This window comes from Wenyingzhuangia sp. IMCC45574 (assembly GCF_054182685.1).
In genome coordinates this window covers 951,725-975,059 of sequence record NZ_CM135169.1, presented here as the reverse complement: position 1 = coordinate 975,059, position 23,335 = coordinate 951,725, and the positions used below count along the sequence as shown (strand labels likewise).

Sequence of the window (23,335 nt, the reverse complement as noted above, 5' to 3'; positions counted from 1 at the left end):
CATTTAAATGAAGCTTGCAAGAATTTTACCTTATGCTTTAGGAACTCTTTTATTACTTACAAATTGTAAAACAGTAACAAAAGAAAAAGCATCGACTACTAGTCTTAAAAAGAAGCCTAATATTATTTATCTATTAACAGATCAGTGGAGAGGTTCTGCATTAGGTTATGCAGGTAATCCAGATGTAAAAACCCCTCATTTAGATGCTTTTTCTAAGCGTGCGGTTAATTTTACAAATGCAGTATCCGTAACACCAATTTGTACTACACATAGAGCGGCTTTGTTTACAGGTAGGTACCCAACAACAACAGGAATGGTAGTAAACGATGTTTATTTGCCAGCAGAAGAATTAACCATTGCCGAAATTTTTAAGAAAGAAGGATATAATACTGCTTATTGGGGTAAATGGCATTTAGACGGTCATGGACGAGAAACCTATATACCTAAAGAAAGAAGACAAGGGTTTGAGTTTTGGAGAGCTTTGGAGTGTTCTCATAGCTACAATAAAATGCCTTATTACGATAATAATAATCCAGAGAAAAAATATTGGAAAGAGTATTCTCCATTTGCAATTGCTAAAGATGCTAACAAATATTTAGAAGCTCATGCTTTGGATGCAAAACCGTTCTTAGCAGTTGTATCTATTGCAGCACCACATTATCCACATGGTAGTGCACCAAAGAAATATAAGAACCTGTACAATCCCGATTCCTTAACCTTAAATCCAAACGTTGCAGAAAAATACAAAGCATCTAGTAGAAAAGAGTTACAGGGATATTATGCCCATGCCACAGCAACGGATGAGGCTATTGGTTTGATATTAAATAAAATTAAAGAGCTAAAAATAGAGGATAACACAATTATTGTTTTTTCTGCAGACCATGGAGAAATGATGGGAGCACACGGAGTAAAGCCTTTTGTAAAACAATTGGCTTGGGATGAATCCATAAGAGTACCTTTTTTAATTAGTTATCCTAATATTGGTGAAAATAAAGGGGCAACGGTATATGCACCTATTAATACTCCAGACGTATTACCATCTTTGTTAGGGTTAACAGGTATTAAAGTACCAAAGGTGATTCAAGGAGAAGATTTGTCTGATTTGATTAGAAACCCAGACCCAAAAGCAGATAGAGTTGCGTTGGTTATGAATGCAGTTCCTTTTGGTTCTAATCATAGAGATCCAGAATATAGAGCCATTAGAACCAATAGGTATACCTATACAAAAACGTTGCAAGGGCCAAGTATGTTGTTTGATAATGTAAAAGATCCTTATCAGTTAAATAACCTTTTAGACGATAAAAATTATGAGGCTATCAAGCAAGACCTGGATCAAAAATTAAAACTAGCATTAGAATCAGTTAATGATGAATTTAAACCCAGAGAATATTATATGAACAAGTGGGGGTATTCTTTTGGTAAAAAGAAAAATGCCATTCCTTTTTGGCTTTTTGAAAAAGGAACTGGTGTGGTTCAATCTCCTAAACCAGTTAATTAGTAGTTTTTTAAGGTAACAAAATACAGAAAGATAATATGAGAAAAGTAGTAGGGATATTCGTAGCATTATTTTCGCTTACAGTAATGGCTCAGAAAGATGAACAACCCAATGTGTTGGTTTTTTTAATAGATGATTTAAGAGCTGAACTTGGTTGTTATGGTAGTAAGACAGCTATAACACCACAAATAGACAAGTTAGCAAGTCAAGGAGTTTTATTTAATAAAGCATACTGTCAAGAGGCTATATGCGCACCATCAAGAATGAGTATTTTAACAGGATTAAGACCTCAAACGTTGGGTGTATATAGCATATTTACTCCTTTAAGGAAAATAAACAAAGAGGTTGTTACATTACCTCAGTTCTTTAAACAAAACGGCTATAAAACTATAAGTACAGGTAAAGTTTACCATCATACTATAGATGATAAAGAAAATTGGTCGCAACTTGTTCCAAGACCTTCTAAAGTTTATTTAGATCCAGAAACTAAAAAAGTAATTACAGCTGCAAAAGCTAGTGGTAAAAAGAGAGTTAAAGGACCTGCATATGAAGGTGCAGATGTTCCAGATGAAGCTTATGTAGATGGTAAAATAGCAAACCATGCTATTGAAATGTTAAATAAGTATAAAGATGATAAGTTTGTGTTATTTGTTGGTTTAACCAAACCACACCTGCCTTTTAATGCTCCTAAAAAATATTGGGATTTGCATGATAAGGAGAAGTTTGAAATTCCTTCAAAACAAAAGCCAGAAGGAATGTATAGATTGGCGTTAAGTAAGTGGGGAGAGTTAAAAGGTTACCATGGTATTCCTAAAGAAGATCCATTAAATGATGATATAACTAGAACCTTAATTCACGGTTATCATGCAGCTGTTAGTTATATGGATGCGCAGGTAGGAAAAGTGATGCATGCTTTAGATAATTTGGATTTGCGTAAAAATACGATGATTGTTTTTATGAGTGACCATGGTTATAAAATTGGAGAATATGGAGCATGGTGTAAACATTCTAATGTAGAAATAGATGTTAGAGTTCCTTTAATTATAAGTAGAGAAACCAACTACAAAAAAAGAGTAACTAGTAAAGTTTCTAATGCGTTGGTAGAGAATGTAGATATATTTCCTACGCTAGTAGATATTTGTGGTCTTAATAAAATAAAATCAGATGGTAAGAGCTTATCAAAATTAATAGACAAGCCTACAATGCCATGGAGTAAAGCAGCATATAGCTTGTATGCAAGAGGTAAAAACATAATGGGCTGTACTACTACTAACGGAGACTGGAGGTATACTGAGTGGAGAGATTCTAAAACACATAATGTACTAGCTGCTGAATTGTACGAACATAAAAATAGCCTACTTTCTTTTGTAAACAGAGCTGGAAATCCGGAATATGCAAAAGTTGAACAAGAAATGAAAGCATTAATAGAAGCTGGGTTCCCAAAGAACAATGTTCCTTTTTTACAAAATGATTTACCTAGAAAATAATTATGAATACCTGTAATTTACAAAACAAATTTTTAGTACTCTTATTTATTGCTTTTACTATTAATGGAGCAGTTGCACAAACCGTTAAGAGTAGCAATAGAACCAAGTTTAATTTTAATTTAGATTGGAAATTCACCAAATCCAATCCAAAAAATGCAGAAGCGTTTAATTATAATGATGCTTCTTGGAGTGTTGTTAGTTGTCCACATACATTTAACGATGTAGACACCTTTGATGATTTTAGTCTTGGTCATCACAATGGAGAAGAAAATCAGTGGAGAGGTACAGTTTGGTATAGAAAACACTTTAAACTTCCAACTGTAGCTAAAAATAAGAAAGTATTTATTGAGTTCGAATCGGTACGTCAAATAGCAGATGTATATATTAATGGAGTGCATTTGGGACAAAACCAAACAGGTTTTATACCCTTTGGATTTGATCTAACTCCTTACCTAAAGTTTGGAGAGGAAAATATTATTGCGGTAAAAGTAAACAACGATAGAGGAGACAATTTTAGAAATAACTTTCCTTTGGTATGGAATCACGAACACTGGCACCCAATACATGGAGGGATTTATAGAAATGTGTTCTTGCATACTATGGATCCATTACACATTACACTTCCATTATATGATAATTTAAAAACTACAGGTACCTATGTTTATGCTAAAAATATTAATGCTAATAAAGCAGATGTTTTTGTAGAAACAGAAGTAGTAAACAATTACGCTACAAAAAAGAAATTTACGTTAGTTACAGAAATTGTTGATAAGGATGGAAATGTAGTCGCTACAAAAAAAATAAAGCAGTGTGTAAAGTCTGGAGAAAAAAATATTATAAAAGCGACTGCAAGTATTACAAATCCAATTTTATGGAATACAAGATACCCATATACCTATAAGGTGATTACTTCTATAGAACAGGAAGGAACAATTGTAGATAGTTATGAGTCTCCTTTGGGGATTAGAAATTTTGAATTTAACAAAGATTCTGGTTTTTGGATTAACGGAGAAAATGTGAAATTACATGGATGGGGACAAAAACCTACCAATAGTTGGGCAGGATTAGGTGCTGCGTTACCAGATTGGTTAAGAGACTTTACTTATAATTTAATGGACGAAGCAGGTGGAAACTTTATAAGATGGGGACACTGTGCGAGTTCTCCGGCAGAAGTTGCCATGGGAGATAAGTATGGTTTTGTAACATTAATGCCAGGAGTAAGTGGTGAATCAGAAGATGAAGGAGAAACATGGGATATTCGTATCAATGCCTTTAGAGATTTAATTGTTTACTACAGAAACCATCCTTCTATATTTATTTGGGAAGGTGGAAATTGGGCAGAATCTAAAGCTCATTACGAACAAATTCTTACTATCATTAATACTTTTGATCCAGAAGGAAAGCGTTTAATGGGGAACAGAAGAGCTGATGTTAAAAATGATTCTGAAGGGTATGTATCAATAGAAATTGGTACCGAAGGATGGGAAAGAGAGTACCCAAATATTCCAATAATTGAAAGTGAATATATGAGAGATGAAGCTCCAAGAAGAATTTGGGACAAACAATCCCCAGACGATCATTTTTGGAGTCACCCTAACATTAAAAAAAATACCTATAGAATTAGTTCAGAAGAATTTGCAGTAAGACAAGCAGATCATTGGTGGAACAAAATGGGTAAAAAAGCTTACCACTCTGGTGGAGCAAATTGGATTTTTACCGATGGACCACATGGAGGAAGATGTCAGACAGAGGTAACAAGAGCTAGTGGAGAAGTAGATGCAGTACGTTTACCCAAAGAAGGTTTCTATGCCTTAAAATCTATGTGGAGACCAGAACCACAGGTACATATTGTAGGACATTGGAATTACAAAGATTCAACTAAAAAAGATATGTATGTAATTTCTAATTGTCAGTCGGTTAAATTATTTGTTAATGATGAATTAATTGGTGTTAATAAAAAAGCTGTTAATGGTTACGTATTTAAATTTAAGAATGTACAATGGAAAGAAGGAGAAATTAGAGCAGAAGGGTACATTAATAGCGACTTAAAGACTCAGCAGACAAAAGAAACAACAGGAGCACCAGTAGCGCTTAAATTAAAAGCAATTACAGGTCAGAAAGGATGGTTGGCAGATGGTAGTGATGTTGTTTTATTGGATGTTGAAGCGGTAGATGCCAAAGGAAGAAGATGTCCTTTAGCACAAAACAAAGTTCAGTTTAAGGTTTCTGGACCTGCCATATGGCGAGGAGGATATAATAGTGGTATGGCAAATAGTACCAATAATTTATATTTAAATATAGAAGCCGGAATTAACAGAGTTGCTATTCGTTCTACTTTACAAGCAGGATTGGTAAAGGTAACTGCTACTACTGATGGATTGACATCAGCAAATATAGAAATCAATTCACAAGAAGTATCGTTGGTCGATGGATTGTCAACAGAATTGCCTCAAATTTACCAAACAAGTTTAAAAGAAGAGCCGCTACCACAATACAGTCCTAAAATTCCTGTATATGTTCCTGGTATTACCAATAAGAGTAACTTGTTTAAAAAGTTTAGTTATACAGGAGATCATAAAGCCGTGTTAAGAACCAATATTCACTGGGGAAAAAAGGCTTATACAGATTTGGAATATAACTATACTGTTTTACCTAGGTATTTAAATGGTTGTGAATATGTAAGAACTCCTAACGCAGATAAACGTTATTGGGCAAGAGATCAATTGCAGTTTATTGCTGGTAAAAAAATGCATATTTATGTTTTACATGATGATCGTGTAACCAGGCCTAACTTTTTATTAAAAGATTATAAGGATACAGGAGATGATGTGGTGGTTCAAAAGGTAAAAATGTCTGTGTTTCATAGAGTAGCCAAAGAAGGAGAAAGTATTATTATGGCAGGTAACAGTGATGGAGACTTACCAGAAAATTGTAGAATGTACACGGTAATGGTAAAGCCATTTAAATAAAAGTTATACATAAGGTTCAGAAAATAAGTATAGAAAATGATACATAACGTTTGTAAATATTTAGTATTGGTTGGCTTGTTACTTACAGGTTGTCATATGCATACCAAAACGGTTGACTCTAAGAAGGAGGAAGAGAGAGTAGAATATTTTTCGGACAATGGGTTTGGAAATGCTGTCGCTGTGGTGCAACATCCTGCAGGTGTGTATCATAAAGGTGTTACTTATGTTTGTTATCAAGGTGCTTTAGAAGATCCTTATGTGGCTTCGTACAATCATAAAACAAAAGTTTGGAGTGGGCCATTTAAGGCAGCTACAAGTGTTTTAGGAAAAGACCCTTATCGAAGAAAGAAAATAGACAATCACGGAAAACCGTCTATCATTATAGATGATTTAGGCTACATCCATTTGTTTTTTGGTGGTCATGGAGCTACTAGAAAATATGGGGTAAATAAACTAGGAAATTATAATGGTGGTGAAAATGAACACGTGGTTTCTAAAAAGCCTCTAGATATTTCTAGTTGGGAAAAGCTAAATACAATTCCTCCTTTTGGAACCTATAATCAATTGGTGAAAATGGATAATGGAGATTTGTACATTTTTTACCGTCATGGAGCGCATAGAAGTAATTGGGTATATCAGAAATCTACAGACAATGGAAGAACGTTTGCAAAGCCGGTGTCTTTTTTAAAACACAAAAGAAGAACAGACAAAGCAGCAGAAGATTCATGGTATCCTTGGATTACAAGAGGAAAAGGAGACGAATTAATAGTTGCTTTTGATTATCATTTATGTAGTGATTTGGCCAAAGACAAAAAAAGTCTAGGTCACATTGCAGAGAGATACAACCTATATTACATGGTTATGGATACCAAAACAAATCTTTGGAAAAATGTAAAAGGAGAAGTTTTACCAATGCCGCTAACAAAAGAAGTTGCAGATAAGAAAACTTTAATTACAAGAACTGATGGCCATTGGACTTTTCAGGGAATAACAGATCTAGACGAAAAAGGAAATCCACATGTGGCAATAACTATAGGGAAGTATATAAGTGGTAAAAGAAGCAAGTCAAAAAGAATGAATCACTATAAGTGGAACGGCTTAGAATGGAAAGCAAGTGTTAATGATGGTTTGCCACTAGGAGCCGGAGATATAGAGGTTCATAAAGCTGCCAATGTAAGTTTTTATATTGCTGGTACCAATGTTAATGGACAAGGAGAGGTTGTTCGATGGGACAGTTTTAATGGAGGAGATAAATTTAAAAGAGGCAAGGTGTATTTAACAAAGGCAAAGTCAAAGTTTGCTATTTCGTCGTTGATAGAAAATCCACACCCAGATGCAAGATTAATTGTGGCTCAAAAAGAACCAGGTTCTGATTTTAGAAAAATGTATTTGTTAGGAGACAATGGGCCTGTTAAACGCTTAAAAAGCGAGGTCTTACTTATAAAAGGGAAAGATATAATTCCACAAAAAAGAAAACAATAAAGTAATCTAGATTATGAAAACAGCAGTGTTTATGATTCATCTTAAAAATAGAATGGGATTTTTAGTATTGTTTTTACTTACTATTTCTGTTTTTTCCCAGAGTAGTACCGTAAACTTTAATAATGATTGGTTGTTTATTTTAAAAGATAACAAGAGTTTTTCTAATGAAAAATTAGAGGATACTTTGTGGAATCGTATAGATGTACCTCACGATTGGTCTTTTGAAAAAGGAGTACGCAAAGGAGGAGACCAAGGACAAGGAGGAGGTTATCATGATGGAGGAATTGGTTGGTACCGAAAATATTTTACAGTCTCAAAAGAGAACATAAATAAGGTTACCTATGTTAATTTTGACGGAGTGTATATGAATAGCCAAGTTTGGGTAAACGGAAACTATATAAACAAAAGACCCTATGGTTATATTAGTTTTAGATACGATATCTCTAATTATTTAAAAGAAGGGAAAAATACAATTGCAGTTCGTGTAGATAATAGTTTAGAACCTTCTGCAAGGTGGTATCATCCGTGTGGAATATACGCACCAGTATCTTTATTGCAAAAGAACAAAACACACATAAAGCCTAATACAATTTTTGTAACAACACCAAGTATTACGGAAAGAAATGCTGCAGTAAATACAAAGCTAACGGTTATAAATCCTATTAAAGGATTAAAAGTTAGAGCTTCTATTTTGTCTTCAAAAGGAGATGTTTTAAAAACGGAAACTACTTTGGTAGTTAATGGTTTTTCTAACACAAACTTAGAAGTACAAGCTCCAAAATTATGGAGTCCAAATACCCCCGTTTTGTATAAAATGGTAACAGAACTTATATTGGGAGAGAAAACTTTAGATAAAGTAACAACCAATTTTGGTTTTAAAACAGTAGCATGGGATGCTAAAACAGGGTTTTGGTTAAATGGTGAAAATGTAAAACTAAAAGGTGTTTGCGAACACTGGGAAGGTGGGCCTGTAGGTGGAGCATGGACCAAACCAATGTTACGTTGGAAGCTAGAGTCTTTAAAAGGAATGGGAATTAATGCTATTCGTCCTTCTCATAACCCAACACCTCCTATGTTTTATGATATTTGTGATGAAATAGGTTTGTTAGTAATGGATGAAATTTTTGATGGATGGCATAAAAAAGCACCACAAGATTATGGAAAACAAGCTTTTGACAAGTGGTGGAAGGTAGATGTTAAAGAGTGGATTACAAGAGATAGAAACCACCCAAGTATATTTGTTTGGAGTTTGGGGAACGAAACGCATAGTGCTATTGCTCCAGAAATGGTGAAATTTGGAAAAAGTTTAGATGCTACTAGATTGTTTACTTCTGGAGCTGGAAATCCGGAGGATATGGACATTATTGGAGTAAATGGAGGGTCTGAGAATAAAAGCTTTATTGAAAATAAAAAATACGAGAGACCTTTTGTATCTACAGAAGCACCACATACATGGCAAACAAGAGGTTACTATAGAACTCAAACATGGTGGAGAGATAATGAGTTACCAGGAACTTATGAGTTACCAAATTTAACTGAAAAGGAAATCTTCTTTTATGAAGGTATGAATCCTAAGAAGTGGAAAAATAGGAAACAAAGATTTAATTCTTCATATGACAATGCAACTGTAAGAGTTTCTGCTAGAAAATATTGGGAAGTAGTAAGAGACAATCCTTGGCACAGTGGAAATTTTAGATGGACAGGATTTGATTATTATGGAGAAGCAGGATTGGTACATGGAGGTTTGCCTTTTAACTTATTTATGGGAGGAGTGTTAGATGTAGCAGGTTTTAAAAAGGATTTATATGCTTTTTATCAAAGTCAGTGGACCCAAGAGCCAATGATTCATATTTTACCACACTGGTCACATCCAAGAATGAAAAAAGGGACTGTTGTTCCTGTTTGGGTATATGCAAATGTAGAAGAGGTAGAATTATTTTTAAACGGTAGATCTCTGGGTAAAGATATTCCAGGTACGGTTTGGAACCAGATGCAGTGCGAATGGAAGGTTCCTTATGAGGAAGGAAAACTAGAAGCGGTTGGTTATATCAATGGTAAAGAAGTTAACAGGACTTCTTTTACAACCAGTAAACAGCCCGCTGCATTAAAAAATACGATCTTAAAACTACCTGCAGAGGATAGCTTTAGGTCTAGCTATATTTTAACATCAGAAGGAATTGACCATACAGGAAACTTATTCCCTTATGCGGAAAACAAAGTGTATTACCATTTAAATGGAGCTATAGATAAAGTATCTATTGAAAATGGAAATCCAATAGACCCAACAAGTAGAACCAAAGCAACCTTTAGAAGTATGTTTTTTGGAAAAGTAAGATTGTTTTTAGAAGAGCAGCAAAATGCAACATCTGCATCTGTAATAGTAGGTTCTATTTTAGGAGATAAAGCATTGTTTATTTCTGATGAAGTTGCTATTGATGTACAAAACATTAAATTATTGGGAGATGAAAAAAATGAGAATATAAAGATATTCTATACTATAAATGGTACAGATCCAAAAAAAGAAGCTCTTGCTTATACAAAACCGTTTAAGGTAAAATATGGGACTACGGTAAAAGCAATTGTAAAGCAAAACGATACTGTAATAATAGAGATGGAAGAATGTTTTGGTAAAAACGAAGGACTTTTTTGGGGAGATGAACATTCTTTAGATCTATGGGTTGGTAGAGGTGTAAATATTTCTGCAGAAGAAGGACAATTAACGGGTACCGCAAAAGCAAGTAAAGAAGCACGTCGTTTTAAAGGAAGTGGATTTGTAGATTTTAAAGGCGGACAAGGTTCAATAACTTGGTATCAAGAAAATGATGGAGAAGCCGGTGATTACAGTATTAGGTTTCGTTACATGCATAATAACAAAGGAAAATTATATCCAATGAAATTATTTGTAAACGATGAATATATAAGAACATTAGAGTTTAAAGCTACTGGAGGTTGGGAAAAAGAATGGAAGTTTGTTCCAACAATAATTAGATTAAGATCTGGTGCAAACAATATAAAATTGCAAACTACAGAGGGAAGTAGTTTGTATATAGATGAGTTGTTTATAGATTAATAATTCGTTCTAAAATAGATATAACAGTTGGGTGTCTTTATTTTTAAAAAGATGTTTTTAAAGTATAAGAAATAGGTGTGTTATTGGGTTTAGGGTCTTAAAATGAATAGTTGTAACGGAGTTTTTTTAATACAAAACTGTACATGTTTATCAAAGTGCAGTATTATAATGATGTTTTTTAGTTGTTTAAAATCAGTTAGTTAGATTTTTGGTTCACTGTTTTTAGATTTTTGGTTATACGAATGTGTCTAGATTTGTAATCGTAGTATTGTATAACTTAAAACGATTTAGATATGTGTAGTTCAATGATGTTAGAGTTCATAAAAATTGATGAGAATTCAATTATTCCAAAGTATTTGCAAATTATTAATTCTATTGTTCATAATATTTCAGTAGGGAATATTACAGCGGGTGATAAGATTCCTTCTATAAATTCTTTAAGCGTAGAATATTATTTGTCCAGAGATACGGTTGCTCGTGCCTACAACATATTAAAAGAACGTAAGGTGATTGTATCAATCCAAGGAAAAGGAAATTACATTGCCAAAACAAAATTAATATCTAAAGTTAACATCCTTTTCTTAGTGAATAAATTAAGTAACTACAAGCTTAAAATATTTAACTCTTTTAGAGAAAGTTTAGGAGACAACATTCATACAGATTTGCAAGTATATCACTGCGATGAATATCTATTTTTAGAACTTATAAAGAAATACAAATCGGCATATGATTATTATGTTGTAATGCCTCATTTTAAGACTGAGAATTTAAAGCATGTAAGTTTTACAGACAATGTAAATAAAATGTTGAACTCTATTCCAGAAGATAAATTAGTCATTTTAGATAATGATAAACACAATCTAAAAGGGGAGGTAGCAGAAGTATATCAGGATTTTGAAGATGATATTTACAATGCCTTAAAAGAAGGGATCAATAAAGTAAATAAATACCATAAGATTACATTGGTATATCCCGAAAAATCCCTATATCCTTATCCAAAGAGAATATTACATGGTTTTAGAAAGTTTTGTGTTCATCACAATTTAGAATTTGAAATTCTAGAGGAAGTTAAAGAAGATATACATTTAGAACGAGGGAATTTATTTATCACCATTAAAGAAGACGATCTTGTTAATTTAATGAATCAAGTAAAATTAAGTGATTTTACACTTGGAGATGATTTAGGAATTATCTCGTACAATGATACTCCTCTTAAAGCTCTATTAGGTATTACAGTTATATCTACAGACTTTACTGTTATGGGGAAACTTACCGCAGATATGATTTTGAATCATAAGAAAGACAAAGTTAAAACTCCATTTAACTTTATAGATAGAGAATCTGCTTAATGAGTTTAGACTCTTTATCAATACTTTTTTAAAAAGGATTATTTTTATAATTTTAAAAAAAGCTCTTTTATATTTTCTTGGTTTTAAAAGAGCTTTTTCAAAAAAGTAAAATTCTTGCAAACGCACCTACACTTTATAGAACTTATACTGTTGTGTTTTCTGTTTTTAGAAATTATCTAAATTTTAAGAGAAAACATTGTGACATGTAGTGTTGTTGGTTGTTTTTTGTATAGAAAAAACAGAGAAAGGGTCTATTTGTTATCTACTTTCTTGTTTTGTTGTCAGTACTGTTCAGGATAGTGTTTTTACAATAAAACAAGTTATTTGTTAGAAGAAAGTTAAAACTCTTATTGATTTCGGCTTTCTTAAACTAAATATTTATAAATTAATTACAAACTAACCAAAAATGGAAGAAAAAATTAAAAGACCAAAAAGTGTTGTGAGTAGGTATAAGCTACTTACAGCATTTCTGATGTTTGTTGTCTGTAGTTTTACTGTTTCGGCACAAGATAATGTTGTTACTGGAACGGTAAAAGGAGAAGATGGTGAACCAGTTGCAGGGGCTAATGTAGTAGAGAAGGGAACTTCTAACGCTACGTTAACAGACTTTGATGGTAACTATTCAATTAAATTAAAGTCAGTTAATAAAGTATTAACTGTAGAGTACTTAGGATATGAGTCGGCAGAGGTTTCTGCTAAAAACAAAAAAAACATTGTTATTAGTCTAAGAAAAAGTACAGAAGACTTAGAGGAGGTAGTATTAATTGGATATGGTGCTGTTAAAAAGAAGGATGTAATTGGTGCTGTAGGTTCTGTAAAAAGTGAAGCCATACAACAAGCGGCTCCAGTATCTGCTTTAGATGGTGTAGAAGGACGTATTGCAGGTGTGCAAATTACACCAGGTTCGTCTCCAGGAGAGTCTGCAGATATTACAATTAGAGGTATCTCTACATTTGGTGCTGGTACGTCTCCTTTATATGTTGTAGATGGTCAACAAGTAGATGATATTGATAATATTAACCCAGCAGATATTGAAACAATAGATGTGTTAAAGGATGGAGCTTCTGCTGCAATCTACGGATCTAGATCTGTAAATGGTGTAATCTTAATTACAACTAAGCAAGGAAAACCAGGTTATCCTAGGTTAAAAGTAGATTACATTAGATCTGCCAGTATTTTAGCAAGTAAGATTCCTGTGTCTAACACAAGACAATACAATGTGTTTAGAGCTTTAAGATCTCCAACTGGAACGAATGCTACAGGGCAGGTTGCCGATTCTTTAGGAATTCGTAATCAAATTGTAGAAGATGCTCAGGAAGCAATTAAAAGAATAGGAATTAAAAACCAAGTAAATATTGGTGTTAGTGGTGGTGATAAAAGCACAAAATACTACTGGAACAATAGTTACTTAGAGGACAATGGAATTATTATTAGTAGTTCTTACAAAAGAATTACTTCTAACTTAAGATTAGATTCAAAGCTGAATAAATCTATCAAAGCTGGAATTCGTATTAACAATTCATATTCTCTTAGAAATGGTTTAAACGAAGGAAGAACATTTTATCAGTTAGCTATTAGAAGACCAGATGTTGCTTTAATAGATTTTGATGGTTCTTTTATCCGTGAGAAGTATAGAATTGCAAACCCAATTGCAAATGCAACTTTAGCTACTAATGATACTAGAGAATTAAGAAGTTCTATTTTTAACTACATAGATATTAATATTTTCGATGGTTTAAAGTTTAAAACTACTTTAGGGCTTAATTACAGAAACCAAAAGTTAAGTGAATTTAACCCTCAGGCAACTGTAGATGTTGATAGAGCTAAAATTAACGGTAGAGAAAGACAAAGAAACTATATAGATTATCAAAGTGAAAGTTACTTTACATATACTAAATCTTTTAAAGATCATAATGTAAATGCTTTATTAGGTATGTCTGTTCAGAAATGGACTAGAGAGTTTTCAGATTTAAGAGCTATTGAATTTAATAACGATTACATTCCAACATTTAACAACGTTAAAGAGTTTAACTTAGATAATACAGGAACAACAGAAACTTCTAATGCTTTATCTTCAGTTTACGGAAGACTTCAATACAACTATAAAGGAAAGTATTTAGTTTCTGGATCGTTACGTAGAGATGGATCTTCTAGATTTGGTGCTAACAGAAGATGGGGTAATTTCCCTGCAGCTCAGGTAGGGTGGCAAGTAGCCAAAGAGAAGTTTATGAAGCCTATTAAATCTGTTCTTAACGAATTTAAAATTAGAGCGAGTTACGCTATTACTGGTAACGAGCGTATTGGAGATTTTGAGAGTGTAGCTTTATATGATCCAGGTAACTTTTACAACTCAGTTAGTGGTATTGCTCCAAGTCAGCTAGGAAATAACGATTTAGGTTGGGAAGAAACAACTCAAGAGAACTATGGTGTAGATTTATCATTCTTTAGAAATAAATTTAGCATTTCGGTTGATAGATATATTAAGACTACAGATGACTTATTGTATAGTGTTCCAATTCCTGAAGAAACTGGATTTAACACAATTAGAACAAATATTGGTTCTGTACAAAACAAAGGATGGGATGTTTCTATTTCTGGTACACCAGTTAAAACTAAAAACTTTACTTGGAACACAGCATTCAACGTTTCTTACAACGAGAATAAGGTTCTTAAGTTAGCAGACGAGGACGGATTTGAAAATAATGGATACATTATTAGAGAAGGAGAGTCTGTTGGTAACATGTATGGATACAAGAACTTAGGAGTGTTTAGATACGATCAATCTAATGCTTTTACAGCTGATGGAGTTCAATTAACACCAAATTTTGATGAAAATGGAACTTTTGTAAATCACACATTAAATGGTGAAGAATATACAGGAGATGTTAGTCAATTACGTTTTCAAAACAGAGTCTTAAGAGGAGGAGATTACATTTTCCAAGATCAGAATGGTGACTTTAACATTGAAGCTTCTAATGACCGTGTAGTTATTGGTAATGGTTTGGCAGATTTCGTAGGAGGTTTTACAAATACATTTAGATACAAGAGTTTATCTATGTCATTCTTGTTAAACTTTAATTTTGGAAACGATATTTACCGTTGGTACGATTGGAACAGAAACAGAGGAGCTTCTTCTAACCAACCACCACACCCAGACAGAATTGATCAGGCTTGGAAACAACAAGGAGACATTACTGTTTATCCAATATTACACAGTAATAGACCACAAAACAGAACAGGTTACCAATCTCAATACGTAAGTGAAGCAGATTACATTCAGTTAAGTAATGTTAGGTTAAACTATACAGTGCCTAAAAAGATTCTTAAGAAAATTGGTATTGTTAAGAGTTTAAAGTTTACTGCATCTGCTAATAACCTATTCATGTTTACAAATTATGAAGGTTACAACCCTAAATTAGGAAGAAGAGGAGATCCATTAAGACCAGGTTGGGATGGATTGCGTTACCCTAACAAAAGAGAATTCATTTTTGGGTTAAATGCTCAGTTCTAAAAAGTTTAAAATCTAATATTATAAAAACATGAAAAATAAAGTTAATATATATAGGGTGTTTTCACTGCTTTTTTCCATTATGGTCTTAAGTTCTTGTGAAAGCGTACTAGACGACGTAAAGCCAGTGAGTCAGATTTCTGACGATGTTTTCTGGAAAACAAATAACGATGCCGAAGTAGGTTTGGCTGCAGCGTATGATGCAATGCAAAAAACTTACCGATTAAAGAAAATGTATTGGGGGGAATTTAGAGGAGACAATTACGTAGTTTCGGAATTACCACAGCCTATAACTCAGGATTTGATTGAGAACAATTTATCTGCAGAATCATCTCCTAATTATTTAAGATGGAATGAGTTCTATCAAATGATTTTTAGAGTGAATTTAGCAATTGAGAAAATTCCTCAAATTCAAAGTTACAATCCTCAACTTTTAGGAGAAGCTTACGCACTAAGAGCAATGGCTTATTTTGATGCTTACAAAGTTTGGGGAGGTGTACCAATATTCCAAACAGGAGTGTTATCATTCTCTGATGATTCATTTAAAGAAAGAGCTACAGCTCAAGAGGTGTTAGACTTAGTATTGTCTGATTTGGCAAAAGCAGAAGAGAATATTTCTACGGCTAATGATAAGCATATTTTTACTAAAACAAGTGTAGCTGCTTTAAAGGCACAAGTATATATGCACTTAAAGAGATATGAAGATGCTTTAACCGAAATTGCTGTAGTAGAAGCAGGACCATTTAGTTTAGCTTCTAGTCAAAAAGAATGGAGAGATTTGTTTATCAATGATGAAGTAAATTATCCAGGAGAAGGACAAGACGGACCAGAAATTATTATGTCTATTAGATATGATTTAGTGGAAGATGGAAATAATGCATCGGGTATTTTTTCAACTTATTTCCAAGGATTACCAAACTACTGGGGATCTCCAAATTTAATAAACAAATGGATCGAAAGATATCCTACTGATTCTACAGAATGGGTAACTAAGTATCCAGGTGTTTTACCACATGCAACAGATGATTTAAGTGAAGATGGAGACTTGTTTTACGGAGATTACAGACTTTACGAATGTTTTACTCAATTAGGAGACGATGAAAGAGCACTTGTAGTTTCTAAATATGCTAAGTCACGTAATGCTGCCGCTATTGATGATACAAACATTATTTTATTCAGATTAGCAGAAATCTTGTATTTAAAAGCGGAAGCTTTAAACAAAACAGGAAGACAGGCAGAAGCTTTAGATATTTTAAATGACATTAGAGTTGCTAGAGGATTGCCAGAGGTGAATTCAGGTACCGTTCCTGATATTGCAAATCCAACAGATGAAGATGCTTTAGAGGATTTTATATTAGACGAAAGACAGTTTGAATTATTAGCAGAAGGTTACAGATGGTGGGATTTAGTAAGAACAGACAAAGCTGTAGAGGTTATGGGACCAATAAATGGTCAAACAGAAGAAACTATTCCATTCCCAATCTACTTTGATCACTTAATAGATAACCCTAAATTGGAGCAAACAGAAGCTTATAAATAATAATAACAGTAAAAAATATTAAGTAATGAAAACATTAAATATTAAACATAGAATTACTTCTACAATGTTACTACTGTTAGCAGCATTAACATTTGTAGGATGTGATTTAGAATTACAAGAAACTTGGGAGTTTGATTCAGAAGTTGCTCCACAGGTAACTTTTGGAGAAACATCTTTATGGGAGTGGTTAGAAACAAACCCAGGAGGTGAGTATAATTTTATGATTGAAGCAATCCAACGTACAGGATTGGTTGATTTGTACAATGACAAAACGGTAAACTATACTTTTTTTATAATGAAAGATGGAGCTTTTACCAACAACGGAAATGGAGTATTTAGTAGACAATTTGGTTTTAGAAATACTGCATCTTTAGATCCTGTAGATGTTTTTGATGATGCTAGAGTAGATGTAGATATTATGAGAGAAATTTTGAAGCATCTTATCTTAGATCAGTATGTGGATCAAGGACCAGATAATCTTAAAACTTTAGATGTTCATTATGTATTTAACACTCTAACAGACGATCCTAATAACAAAACAATGACTATTAGTAGAGACTGGCAGTACAGAATGGTTTTAAATACTTCTCCAGATCTTATTACAGGAGGAAATGGAAGAATTAATGCGGTTACATCTTTACATAACTATATTTTCTCTAATGGAAATTCTGTAGCGCATGTGTTACCAACCAACAAGATGACAAGAAAATATAAGTTTGGTTTAGAAGACATAGGTTTATAAAAGGAAATATTTAACTATTCTATTAAAGTTATTTATACTACGCGAAAAGGGCTGTTTTTTTTAACAGCCCTTTTTATTTGTCTAATATTTTACTTCGGTAGACTTCATAACAGTTTGATAATAAATAGCTCGTAGTTTTAAATAGAAATCAAAAACATATATTTATGAAATTAAAATTACACAAATCAGTGATGCTTACTGCACTTAGTTTGGTAGGTTTTACTACTCTTAATGCTCAATACATTGGGCAGCCATTTTCTGGTACAGCTTTACAAATTGGAACTTCGGTAGGAAGTACAGCTAGATTAGAGTTTGAGAATTACGATAGAACAGCTTCTAGTGTTGATGGAGTAAATGTAACACACACAAGTCACTCTACACCTCCAGGTACAGGTACTTACTATGATAAGTCTGCGGGGAATTTAGGAACTTCAACTTTAAGAGGAGGAGATGTTGATATTACAGATCTTGAAGATGAGAGTTTTAATATTATAGGACAAGTTGTTTCAGGTGTTCAGGGGCAAGAATACCAATTGCATACTGTAAACGTTGTTACATCTGGTAAGTATACTTTCACTGTAAGATATGCACACGGGTCAGCAACTAACAAGACTTTGCAACTGTTCTTAAGAAATGCTTCTACTTTAGCTAGTGAAGGAACTATAATAAATGAAGGTTTACCAAATACAGGAAATTCATCTACATATGGAGATTTTGTAAAAGCAGATGTAGAGTTAGATGCTGGTACTTATGTTTTACAACCTAGATATGTTTCTGGAGGACCTAATTACGATTATATAGACATTAAATTAGAATCTGAGACTTTAAGTAGTGGTAACATTAAGAAAACTAAATTATCTGTTACTCCAAATCCTTCAGAAGGAGGAGTATTTACTTTGGCAGAAGATGTAGAGTGGGAAGTATACACTATTCTTGGTCAAAGTTTATTAAAAGGAAGCGGAAAAGTAGTTGATATTTCAAGTTTATCTAAAGGAAAGTATTTTATCAAATCTAATAAAGGAGCAAGTCAAATACTAATTTTCAATTAGTAGGTTTATATTTTGTTTAAAATTAAAAACTATCTAAAATTATATTTTAGATAGTTTTTTTATATTGTAGAGGCTATACACTTTGCCACCTTAATAAGAATGAGATTATTACTACTAACATTATTTTGTTTAATTACCATCAATACAAATGCTCAGAATAATGAGTTTCATTTTAGACATCTTTCTACCTTAGATGGACTCTCTAATAATTCTGTAATAAGTATTACTCAAGACAAATTAGGTAATATTTGGTTGGGAACAAGAAATGGTTTAAACAAATTCAATGGGGTTGATTTTGAGGTTTTTAAAAACGATCCTGAAGATCCTAATAGCATAAGTAATAATGACATCTTTGATGTTTTTGAGGATTCTGATGGATTTATTTGGGTAGGAACTTATAGTGGCTTAAATAAATACAATCCTAAAACCAAAACATTTACTCGTTATACCAGAGGGAAAGATGAAAAATCAATTATTAATAATGCAGTTATCTGTAGTGCCGAAATGCCAAATGAAGAAATATGGTTTGGTACAGCCGGAGGTATATCCATTTACAATAAAGTTTCTGAAACTTTTATAAGTATACCTTTTAAAGCATCCAATAAACAGGGGATTCCTTCAAGGAATATCATGCGCGTTTTTTTAGATTCAAATAATCAAATTTGGTTAGGTACTAATAATGGGTTGGCCAAGTATACAAATAGAAAAGATAATAAGTTTAAGTTTAAACGCTTTAAGTCTAATAGCAATTTACAAGACACAACATTCTTTATTCAAGACATTATTCAGGTAAGTGATAATATTTTAGGAATAGCTACCAGATATAATGGTTTTTTACTTTTTGACACTTTAAAAGAAGAGTATATCTTAAACCCTTATCCAGAAATTGCAAGTAATTCGGATGTAAGAATACTAGAGAAGGCAAATGATGGAAATATATGGATTGGAACAACTCATGGAGTTATGGTTGTTACACCAAGTAAAAAAGTCTACAAAGTATCCAGTAATAAATTTAATAGTGCAAGTTTAAGTAGAGATCATATCAGGTCTATTTTTAAAGATAGTAATGGTTCTATATGGTTAGGAACTTATACAGGAGGTGTAAATATATGGAATAAAGAAAATGAAAATTTTGTTACTATAAACAACCCTTTTTTAAATAATAATGTAGCTACTTCCATTGTTTTGACTCAGAAAAATGAGCTCTATTACAGTACAGAAGGAGGTGTAATTTCTAAGATTGATAAAAACTTATCTGTAGAAGAGGTAATATCTATATCTGACAAGGATAATTCAAGGTTTTACTCAATTCAAACCCTGTTCATAACCAATAAAGATCAACTATGGGTAGGATTACACAGCCACGGACTTTTTATTTATGATTTAAAAACCAAAAAAAGAATTCGCAATGCGATTTCAAAAGAACTAGAAGCCTATTTAAAAAATACAGGTGTATATGTTATAAAAGAAGATCATACAGGCTGTATTTGGATAGGAACTTTTGGAAAAGGATTGATACGATATGATATTAAAAATAAATCATTTAAAGTGTTTGGTTTAACCTTAGGGGAAAACCCTCATTTGTCTACGAATATTTTTAAAACTATTTGGATAGACAATAAAGACAATGTTTGGGCAGGGGGCTTAGGAAGTTTAAACATGGTAAAGTTTAACAATAACGGTACGCATTCTGTTGAAAAATATAATATAGATACTAAGACTGGAGGTAATATTAAAACTATTTTTAAAGACTCTAAAGGTGTTATTTGGTTTGGAACCAATGTTAAAGGACTTAAAAAATACACCAAAGACGGTTTTAAAAAAATAGATTTAGACGGAGTAACTCCAGTATCTACCATTTATACCATTTTAGAGGATAGTAACAATAACCTTTGGTTAAGTACCAATAGAGGTATTGTTAAATACAATACAGAAAAAAATGAATCCACCCTTTTTAATCAAGAAGGAGGAAATAATTCTCATGAATATTTTCCCAATTCTGGTGCTGTAATAAACGAAAACAAGTTTTGTTTTGGTGGAGGAAATGGAGTTGTTTTTTTTAATCCTAGAGATATTGTAAAAAACTACTATGCTCCAAAGGTAATTTTATCAGACTTAAAAATTAAGAACAAAACTGTAGGTATTAACGACGAGAACAAAGTATTAACTAAAAATATTTCATTTACTAAAAAGATAAAACTAAGTCATGACAACTCTAATTTCTCTATAAGTTATGCGATGCCTAGTTTTATCAATTCTCATAACAATGAATATGCGTATAGGTTGGTAGGCTTAGAGAAGAATTGGAATTATACCAACAAAACAGAAGTCTATTATACACTACAAAATCCGGGTACTTATACATTTGAGGTTAGAGGTGCTAATAACGATAGAATTTGGAATAAGTATGTAACTAAATTAGTGGTTAAAGTAGAACCTGCACCTTGGAGAACTTGGTGGGCATTTACATTGTATGGTATGATAATTCTTTTAGGGTTGTTAGGTCTAAATAGAATAATGGAATCTAAAACAAAGCTTCAGCACAAATTAGAGTTAGAGTATTTAGAAAGCGAAAGGACCAAAGAAATTAACATGGCCAAGTTACAGTTCTTTACAAATATATCTCACGAGTTTAGAACTCCATTAACATTAATTTTAGGACCATTACAGCAAATACTAGAAGATTATTCGGGGTCAAATGCAATGTATAAAAAGTTAAAGGTTGTAGAGAGTAGTGCAAACCATTTATTACGTTTGATAAATAGGTTAATGGATTTTAGAAAATTTGAGAATAAGCAATTTACAATAGAAGCAGCAGAAGGAAATATAGTTAAATTTTTAAATGAGGTTTTTCTATCTTTTACCGAGTATGCTAAAGCAGGAGATTATACGTATTCTTTTGTGTGTAAAGAAGAGGAAATACAGGTGTATTATGATCGTTATAAATTGGAAAGAGTATTCTATAATCTAATTTCAAATGCTTTTAGATATACCCCTAATGGAGGTACTATAGAAGTAGTTGTAGAGAAACTAGAGGATGAAGTATCTATTAAGGTAAAAGATTCTGGTGTTGGAATAGCAACAGAACACCTAGATAAAATTTTTGATAGATTCTTTGAAGTTGCAATTCATAACAATCCTGATAAAAAATACAACCAAGGAACAGGTATTGGTTTATCTATTGCTAAAAACATTGTAGTACTGCACCAAGGTGAAATAGGTGTTGAGAACAACAAAGACAAAGGAGCTGTTTTTACAGTAAAGTTAAAACTGGGAAGAGCGCATTTGAATGATAGTGAGATTTTAGAAAATTTCAAGAAAAGTGATGATGTGTCTCAGTATCGAGTTCAACTGAACGAGGAAAAGGAGAAAATAACAAAGGAGTTAACAGAAGTAGCTTTAAAAGAAAAAGAGAATACTATTTTATTGGTAGAAGATAATGCTTCGTTAAGGAAGTTTATGAAAGAGCTTTTAAAAGATGAATATAATATTCTTGAAGCAGAAAATGGAAAAGTAGCATATAAAAAAGCCAAAGAACATTTTCCAGATTTAATTGTGAGTGATGTAATTATGCCAGAAATGGTAGGTACAGAGTTGTGTGCTAAATTAAAAGAAGATATCAAAACGAGTCATATACCTGTAATTCTTTTAACCTCTAGAACTTCATTATTATATAAATTTGAAGGTTTAGAAAGTGGAGCAGATGATTATATAAGCAAGCCGTTTAATTTAAAGGAATTTAAACTTAAAATTAGAAATCTATTAAAATTAAAAAAGCAGCTTAGCGAAAAATTTAAGACAGAAGATACAATTGCTCCAAATGATATGGTTGTAAATTCTAGAGACGAAATTTTATTAAAAAAAGCTTTTTCTGTCGTAGAGAATAATATTTCAAACGAAGATTTTGATGTGATTAGTTTTGCGTCTGAATTAGGAATAAGTAGATCTTTACTTTTTACTAAAATTAAAGCCTGGACTAATTTTACACCCAATGAATTTATACGAGAAATTAGATTAAAAAGAGCAGCTCATCTCTTAGAGCTAAATAAAATTAAAGTTTCTCAGGTAGGGTATAAAGTAGGGTTTAAAAGGCCAAAATACTTTAGTCAGTGTTTCCAAAAAAAATACGGTTTAACACCTACACAATATATGGACAAATTTAGTGACGATTCAATGGATTGATTTTAACCATTTGTTTCCTGTTTTCTAGTGTTTTGGATTTTTAGTACACCATTTTAAGACTTACATACAAACGGAGCTTTTTAGTTTTGTAGTATGAATTACAATAAGACAAAGATTACTATAATTCAGATTGTTTTAATAACACTTATTTTAACAAGTAGCATGCTTTTTATTTATATGTTTTAATTGTTGATAAATGCACATGGATATCTGCTGTTCTATCCCTGGTAGTTTAAGAGATTTGTTCCATTTTATTTGTCAATTTTAAACAATAAAAAATGCTTTTTAAATTTTCAAAACTGTGTTTAAGAGTTAAATACTCATAAGACTCCATAACAGTTAACCTAAGTGCTAAAACTATCTTAGTTAAAATATATAGACTCAATTTACGGAGAAATTATATCAACTATGTTTATTTCTAAAAGACTTATAGATAGGTCCTAAATAATAGTATATATACCA

At 32.3% G+C, this 23,335-nt stretch carries 11 protein-coding genes; all 11 read left to right on the top strand.

Annotated features, from left to right (window positions below):
* Positions 1-7: 7 nt before the first annotated feature.
* The 11 genes from ACXHHC_RS04245 to ACXHHC_RS04195 all read left to right on the top strand — a co-directional run bounded on the left by ACXHHC_RS04245 (position 8) and on the right by ACXHHC_RS04195 (position 22,873).
* Entirely contained in the window at positions 8-1,498 is a 1,491-nt protein-coding gene (locus tag ACXHHC_RS04245) for a sulfatase family protein (RefSeq protein ID WP_458228411.1), read from the top strand.
* A 35-nt stretch (positions 1,499-1,533) separates the two neighbouring features.
* Entirely contained in the window at positions 1,534-2,982 is a 1,449-nt protein-coding gene (locus ACXHHC_RS04240; RefSeq protein ID WP_458228410.1) for a sulfatase, read from the top strand.
* A gap of 2 nt (positions 2,983-2,984) precedes the next feature.
* Positions 2,985-5,951 carry a glycoside hydrolase family 2 protein gene (locus ACXHHC_RS04235; RefSeq protein ID WP_458228409.1) on the top strand — a complete coding sequence of 989 codons (2,967 nt, stop codon included), beginning with the start codon at positions 2,985-2,987 and terminating at the stop codon, positions 5,949-5,951.
* Between the two features lie 36 nt (positions 5,952-5,987).
* Positions 5,988-7,433, top strand: a complete 1,446-nt coding sequence (locus ACXHHC_RS04230; RefSeq protein WP_458228408.1) for a BNR-4 repeat-containing protein — start codon at positions 5,988-5,990, stop codon at positions 7,431-7,433.
* Between the two features lie 13 nt (positions 7,434-7,446).
* The gene (locus ACXHHC_RS04225) at positions 7,447-10,503 is read left to right on the top strand and encodes a glycoside hydrolase family 2 TIM barrel-domain containing protein (RefSeq protein WP_458228407.1); all 3,057 of its coding nucleotides are present in this window, start codon (positions 7,447-7,449) and stop codon (positions 10,501-10,503) included.
* A gap of 308 nt (positions 10,504-10,811) precedes the next feature.
* Positions 10,812-11,852 carry a GntR family transcriptional regulator gene (locus ACXHHC_RS04220; RefSeq protein ID WP_458229222.1) on the top strand — a complete coding sequence of 347 codons (1,041 nt, stop codon included), beginning with the start codon at positions 10,812-10,814 and terminating at the stop codon, positions 11,850-11,852.
* Positions 11,853-12,258: 406 nt separating this feature from the next.
* Positions 12,259-15,363 carry a SusC/RagA family TonB-linked outer membrane protein gene (locus ACXHHC_RS04215; RefSeq protein WP_458228406.1) on the top strand — a complete coding sequence of 1,035 codons (3,105 nt, stop codon included), beginning with the start codon at positions 12,259-12,261 and terminating at the stop codon, positions 15,361-15,363.
* Between the two features lie 28 nt (positions 15,364-15,391).
* Positions 15,392-16,900 (top strand): RagB/SusD family nutrient uptake outer membrane protein, encoded by a 1,509-nt coding sequence (locus ACXHHC_RS04210; RefSeq protein WP_458228405.1) that lies wholly within the window; start codon positions 15,392-15,394, stop codon positions 16,898-16,900.
* Between the two features lie 25 nt (positions 16,901-16,925).
* Entirely contained in the window at positions 16,926-17,642 is a 717-nt protein-coding gene (locus ACXHHC_RS04205; RefSeq protein WP_458228404.1) for a hypothetical protein, read from the top strand.
* A gap of 164 nt (positions 17,643-17,806) precedes the next feature.
* Positions 17,807-18,691 carry a T9SS type A sorting domain-containing protein gene (locus ACXHHC_RS04200; RefSeq protein WP_458228403.1) on the top strand — a complete coding sequence of 295 codons (885 nt, stop codon included), beginning with the start codon at positions 17,807-17,809 and terminating at the stop codon, positions 18,689-18,691.
* 99 nt (positions 18,692-18,790) lie between these two features.
* Positions 18,791-22,873 carry a hybrid sensor histidine kinase/response regulator transcription factor gene (locus tag ACXHHC_RS04195; protein ID WP_458228402.1) on the top strand — a complete coding sequence of 1,361 codons (4,083 nt, stop codon included), beginning with the start codon at positions 18,791-18,793 and terminating at the stop codon, positions 22,871-22,873.
* The last annotated feature ends 462 nt before the right edge of the window (positions 22,874-23,335 follow it).

What these genes read in the sequence shown, in the direction of transcription:
- ACXHHC_RS04200 (WP_458228403.1), top strand. Translation starts at nt 17,807, where the DNA reads ATGAAATTAAAATTACACAAATCAGTGATGCTTACTGCACTTAGTTTG.
- ACXHHC_RS04195 (WP_458228402.1), top strand. Translation starts at nt 18,791, where the DNA reads ATGAGATTATTACTACTAACATTATTTTGTTTAATTACCATCAATACA.
- ACXHHC_RS04230 (WP_458228408.1), top strand. Translation starts at nt 5,988, where the DNA reads ATGATACATAACGTTTGTAAATATTTAGTATTGGTTGGCTTGTTACTT.
- ACXHHC_RS04235 (WP_458228409.1), top strand. Translation starts at nt 2,985, where the DNA reads ATGAATACCTGTAATTTACAAAACAAATTTTTAGTACTCTTATTTATT.
- ACXHHC_RS04220 (WP_458229222.1), top strand. Translation starts at nt 10,812, where the DNA reads ATGTTAGAGTTCATAAAAATTGATGAGAATTCAATTATTCCAAAGTAT.
- ACXHHC_RS04225 (WP_458228407.1), top strand. Translation starts at nt 7,447, where the DNA reads ATGAAAACAGCAGTGTTTATGATTCATCTTAAAAATAGAATGGGATTT.
- ACXHHC_RS04245 (WP_458228411.1), top strand. Translation starts at nt 8, where the DNA reads ATGAAGCTTGCAAGAATTTTACCTTATGCTTTAGGAACTCTTTTATTA.
- ACXHHC_RS04240 (WP_458228410.1), top strand. Translation starts at nt 1,534, where the DNA reads ATGAGAAAAGTAGTAGGGATATTCGTAGCATTATTTTCGCTTACAGTA.
- ACXHHC_RS04215 (WP_458228406.1), top strand. Translation starts at nt 12,259, where the DNA reads ATGGAAGAAAAAATTAAAAGACCAAAAAGTGTTGTGAGTAGGTATAAG.
- ACXHHC_RS04210 (WP_458228405.1), top strand. Translation starts at nt 15,392, where the DNA reads ATGAAAAATAAAGTTAATATATATAGGGTGTTTTCACTGCTTTTTTCC.
- ACXHHC_RS04205 (WP_458228404.1), top strand. Translation starts at nt 16,926, where the DNA reads ATGAAAACATTAAATATTAAACATAGAATTACTTCTACAATGTTACTA.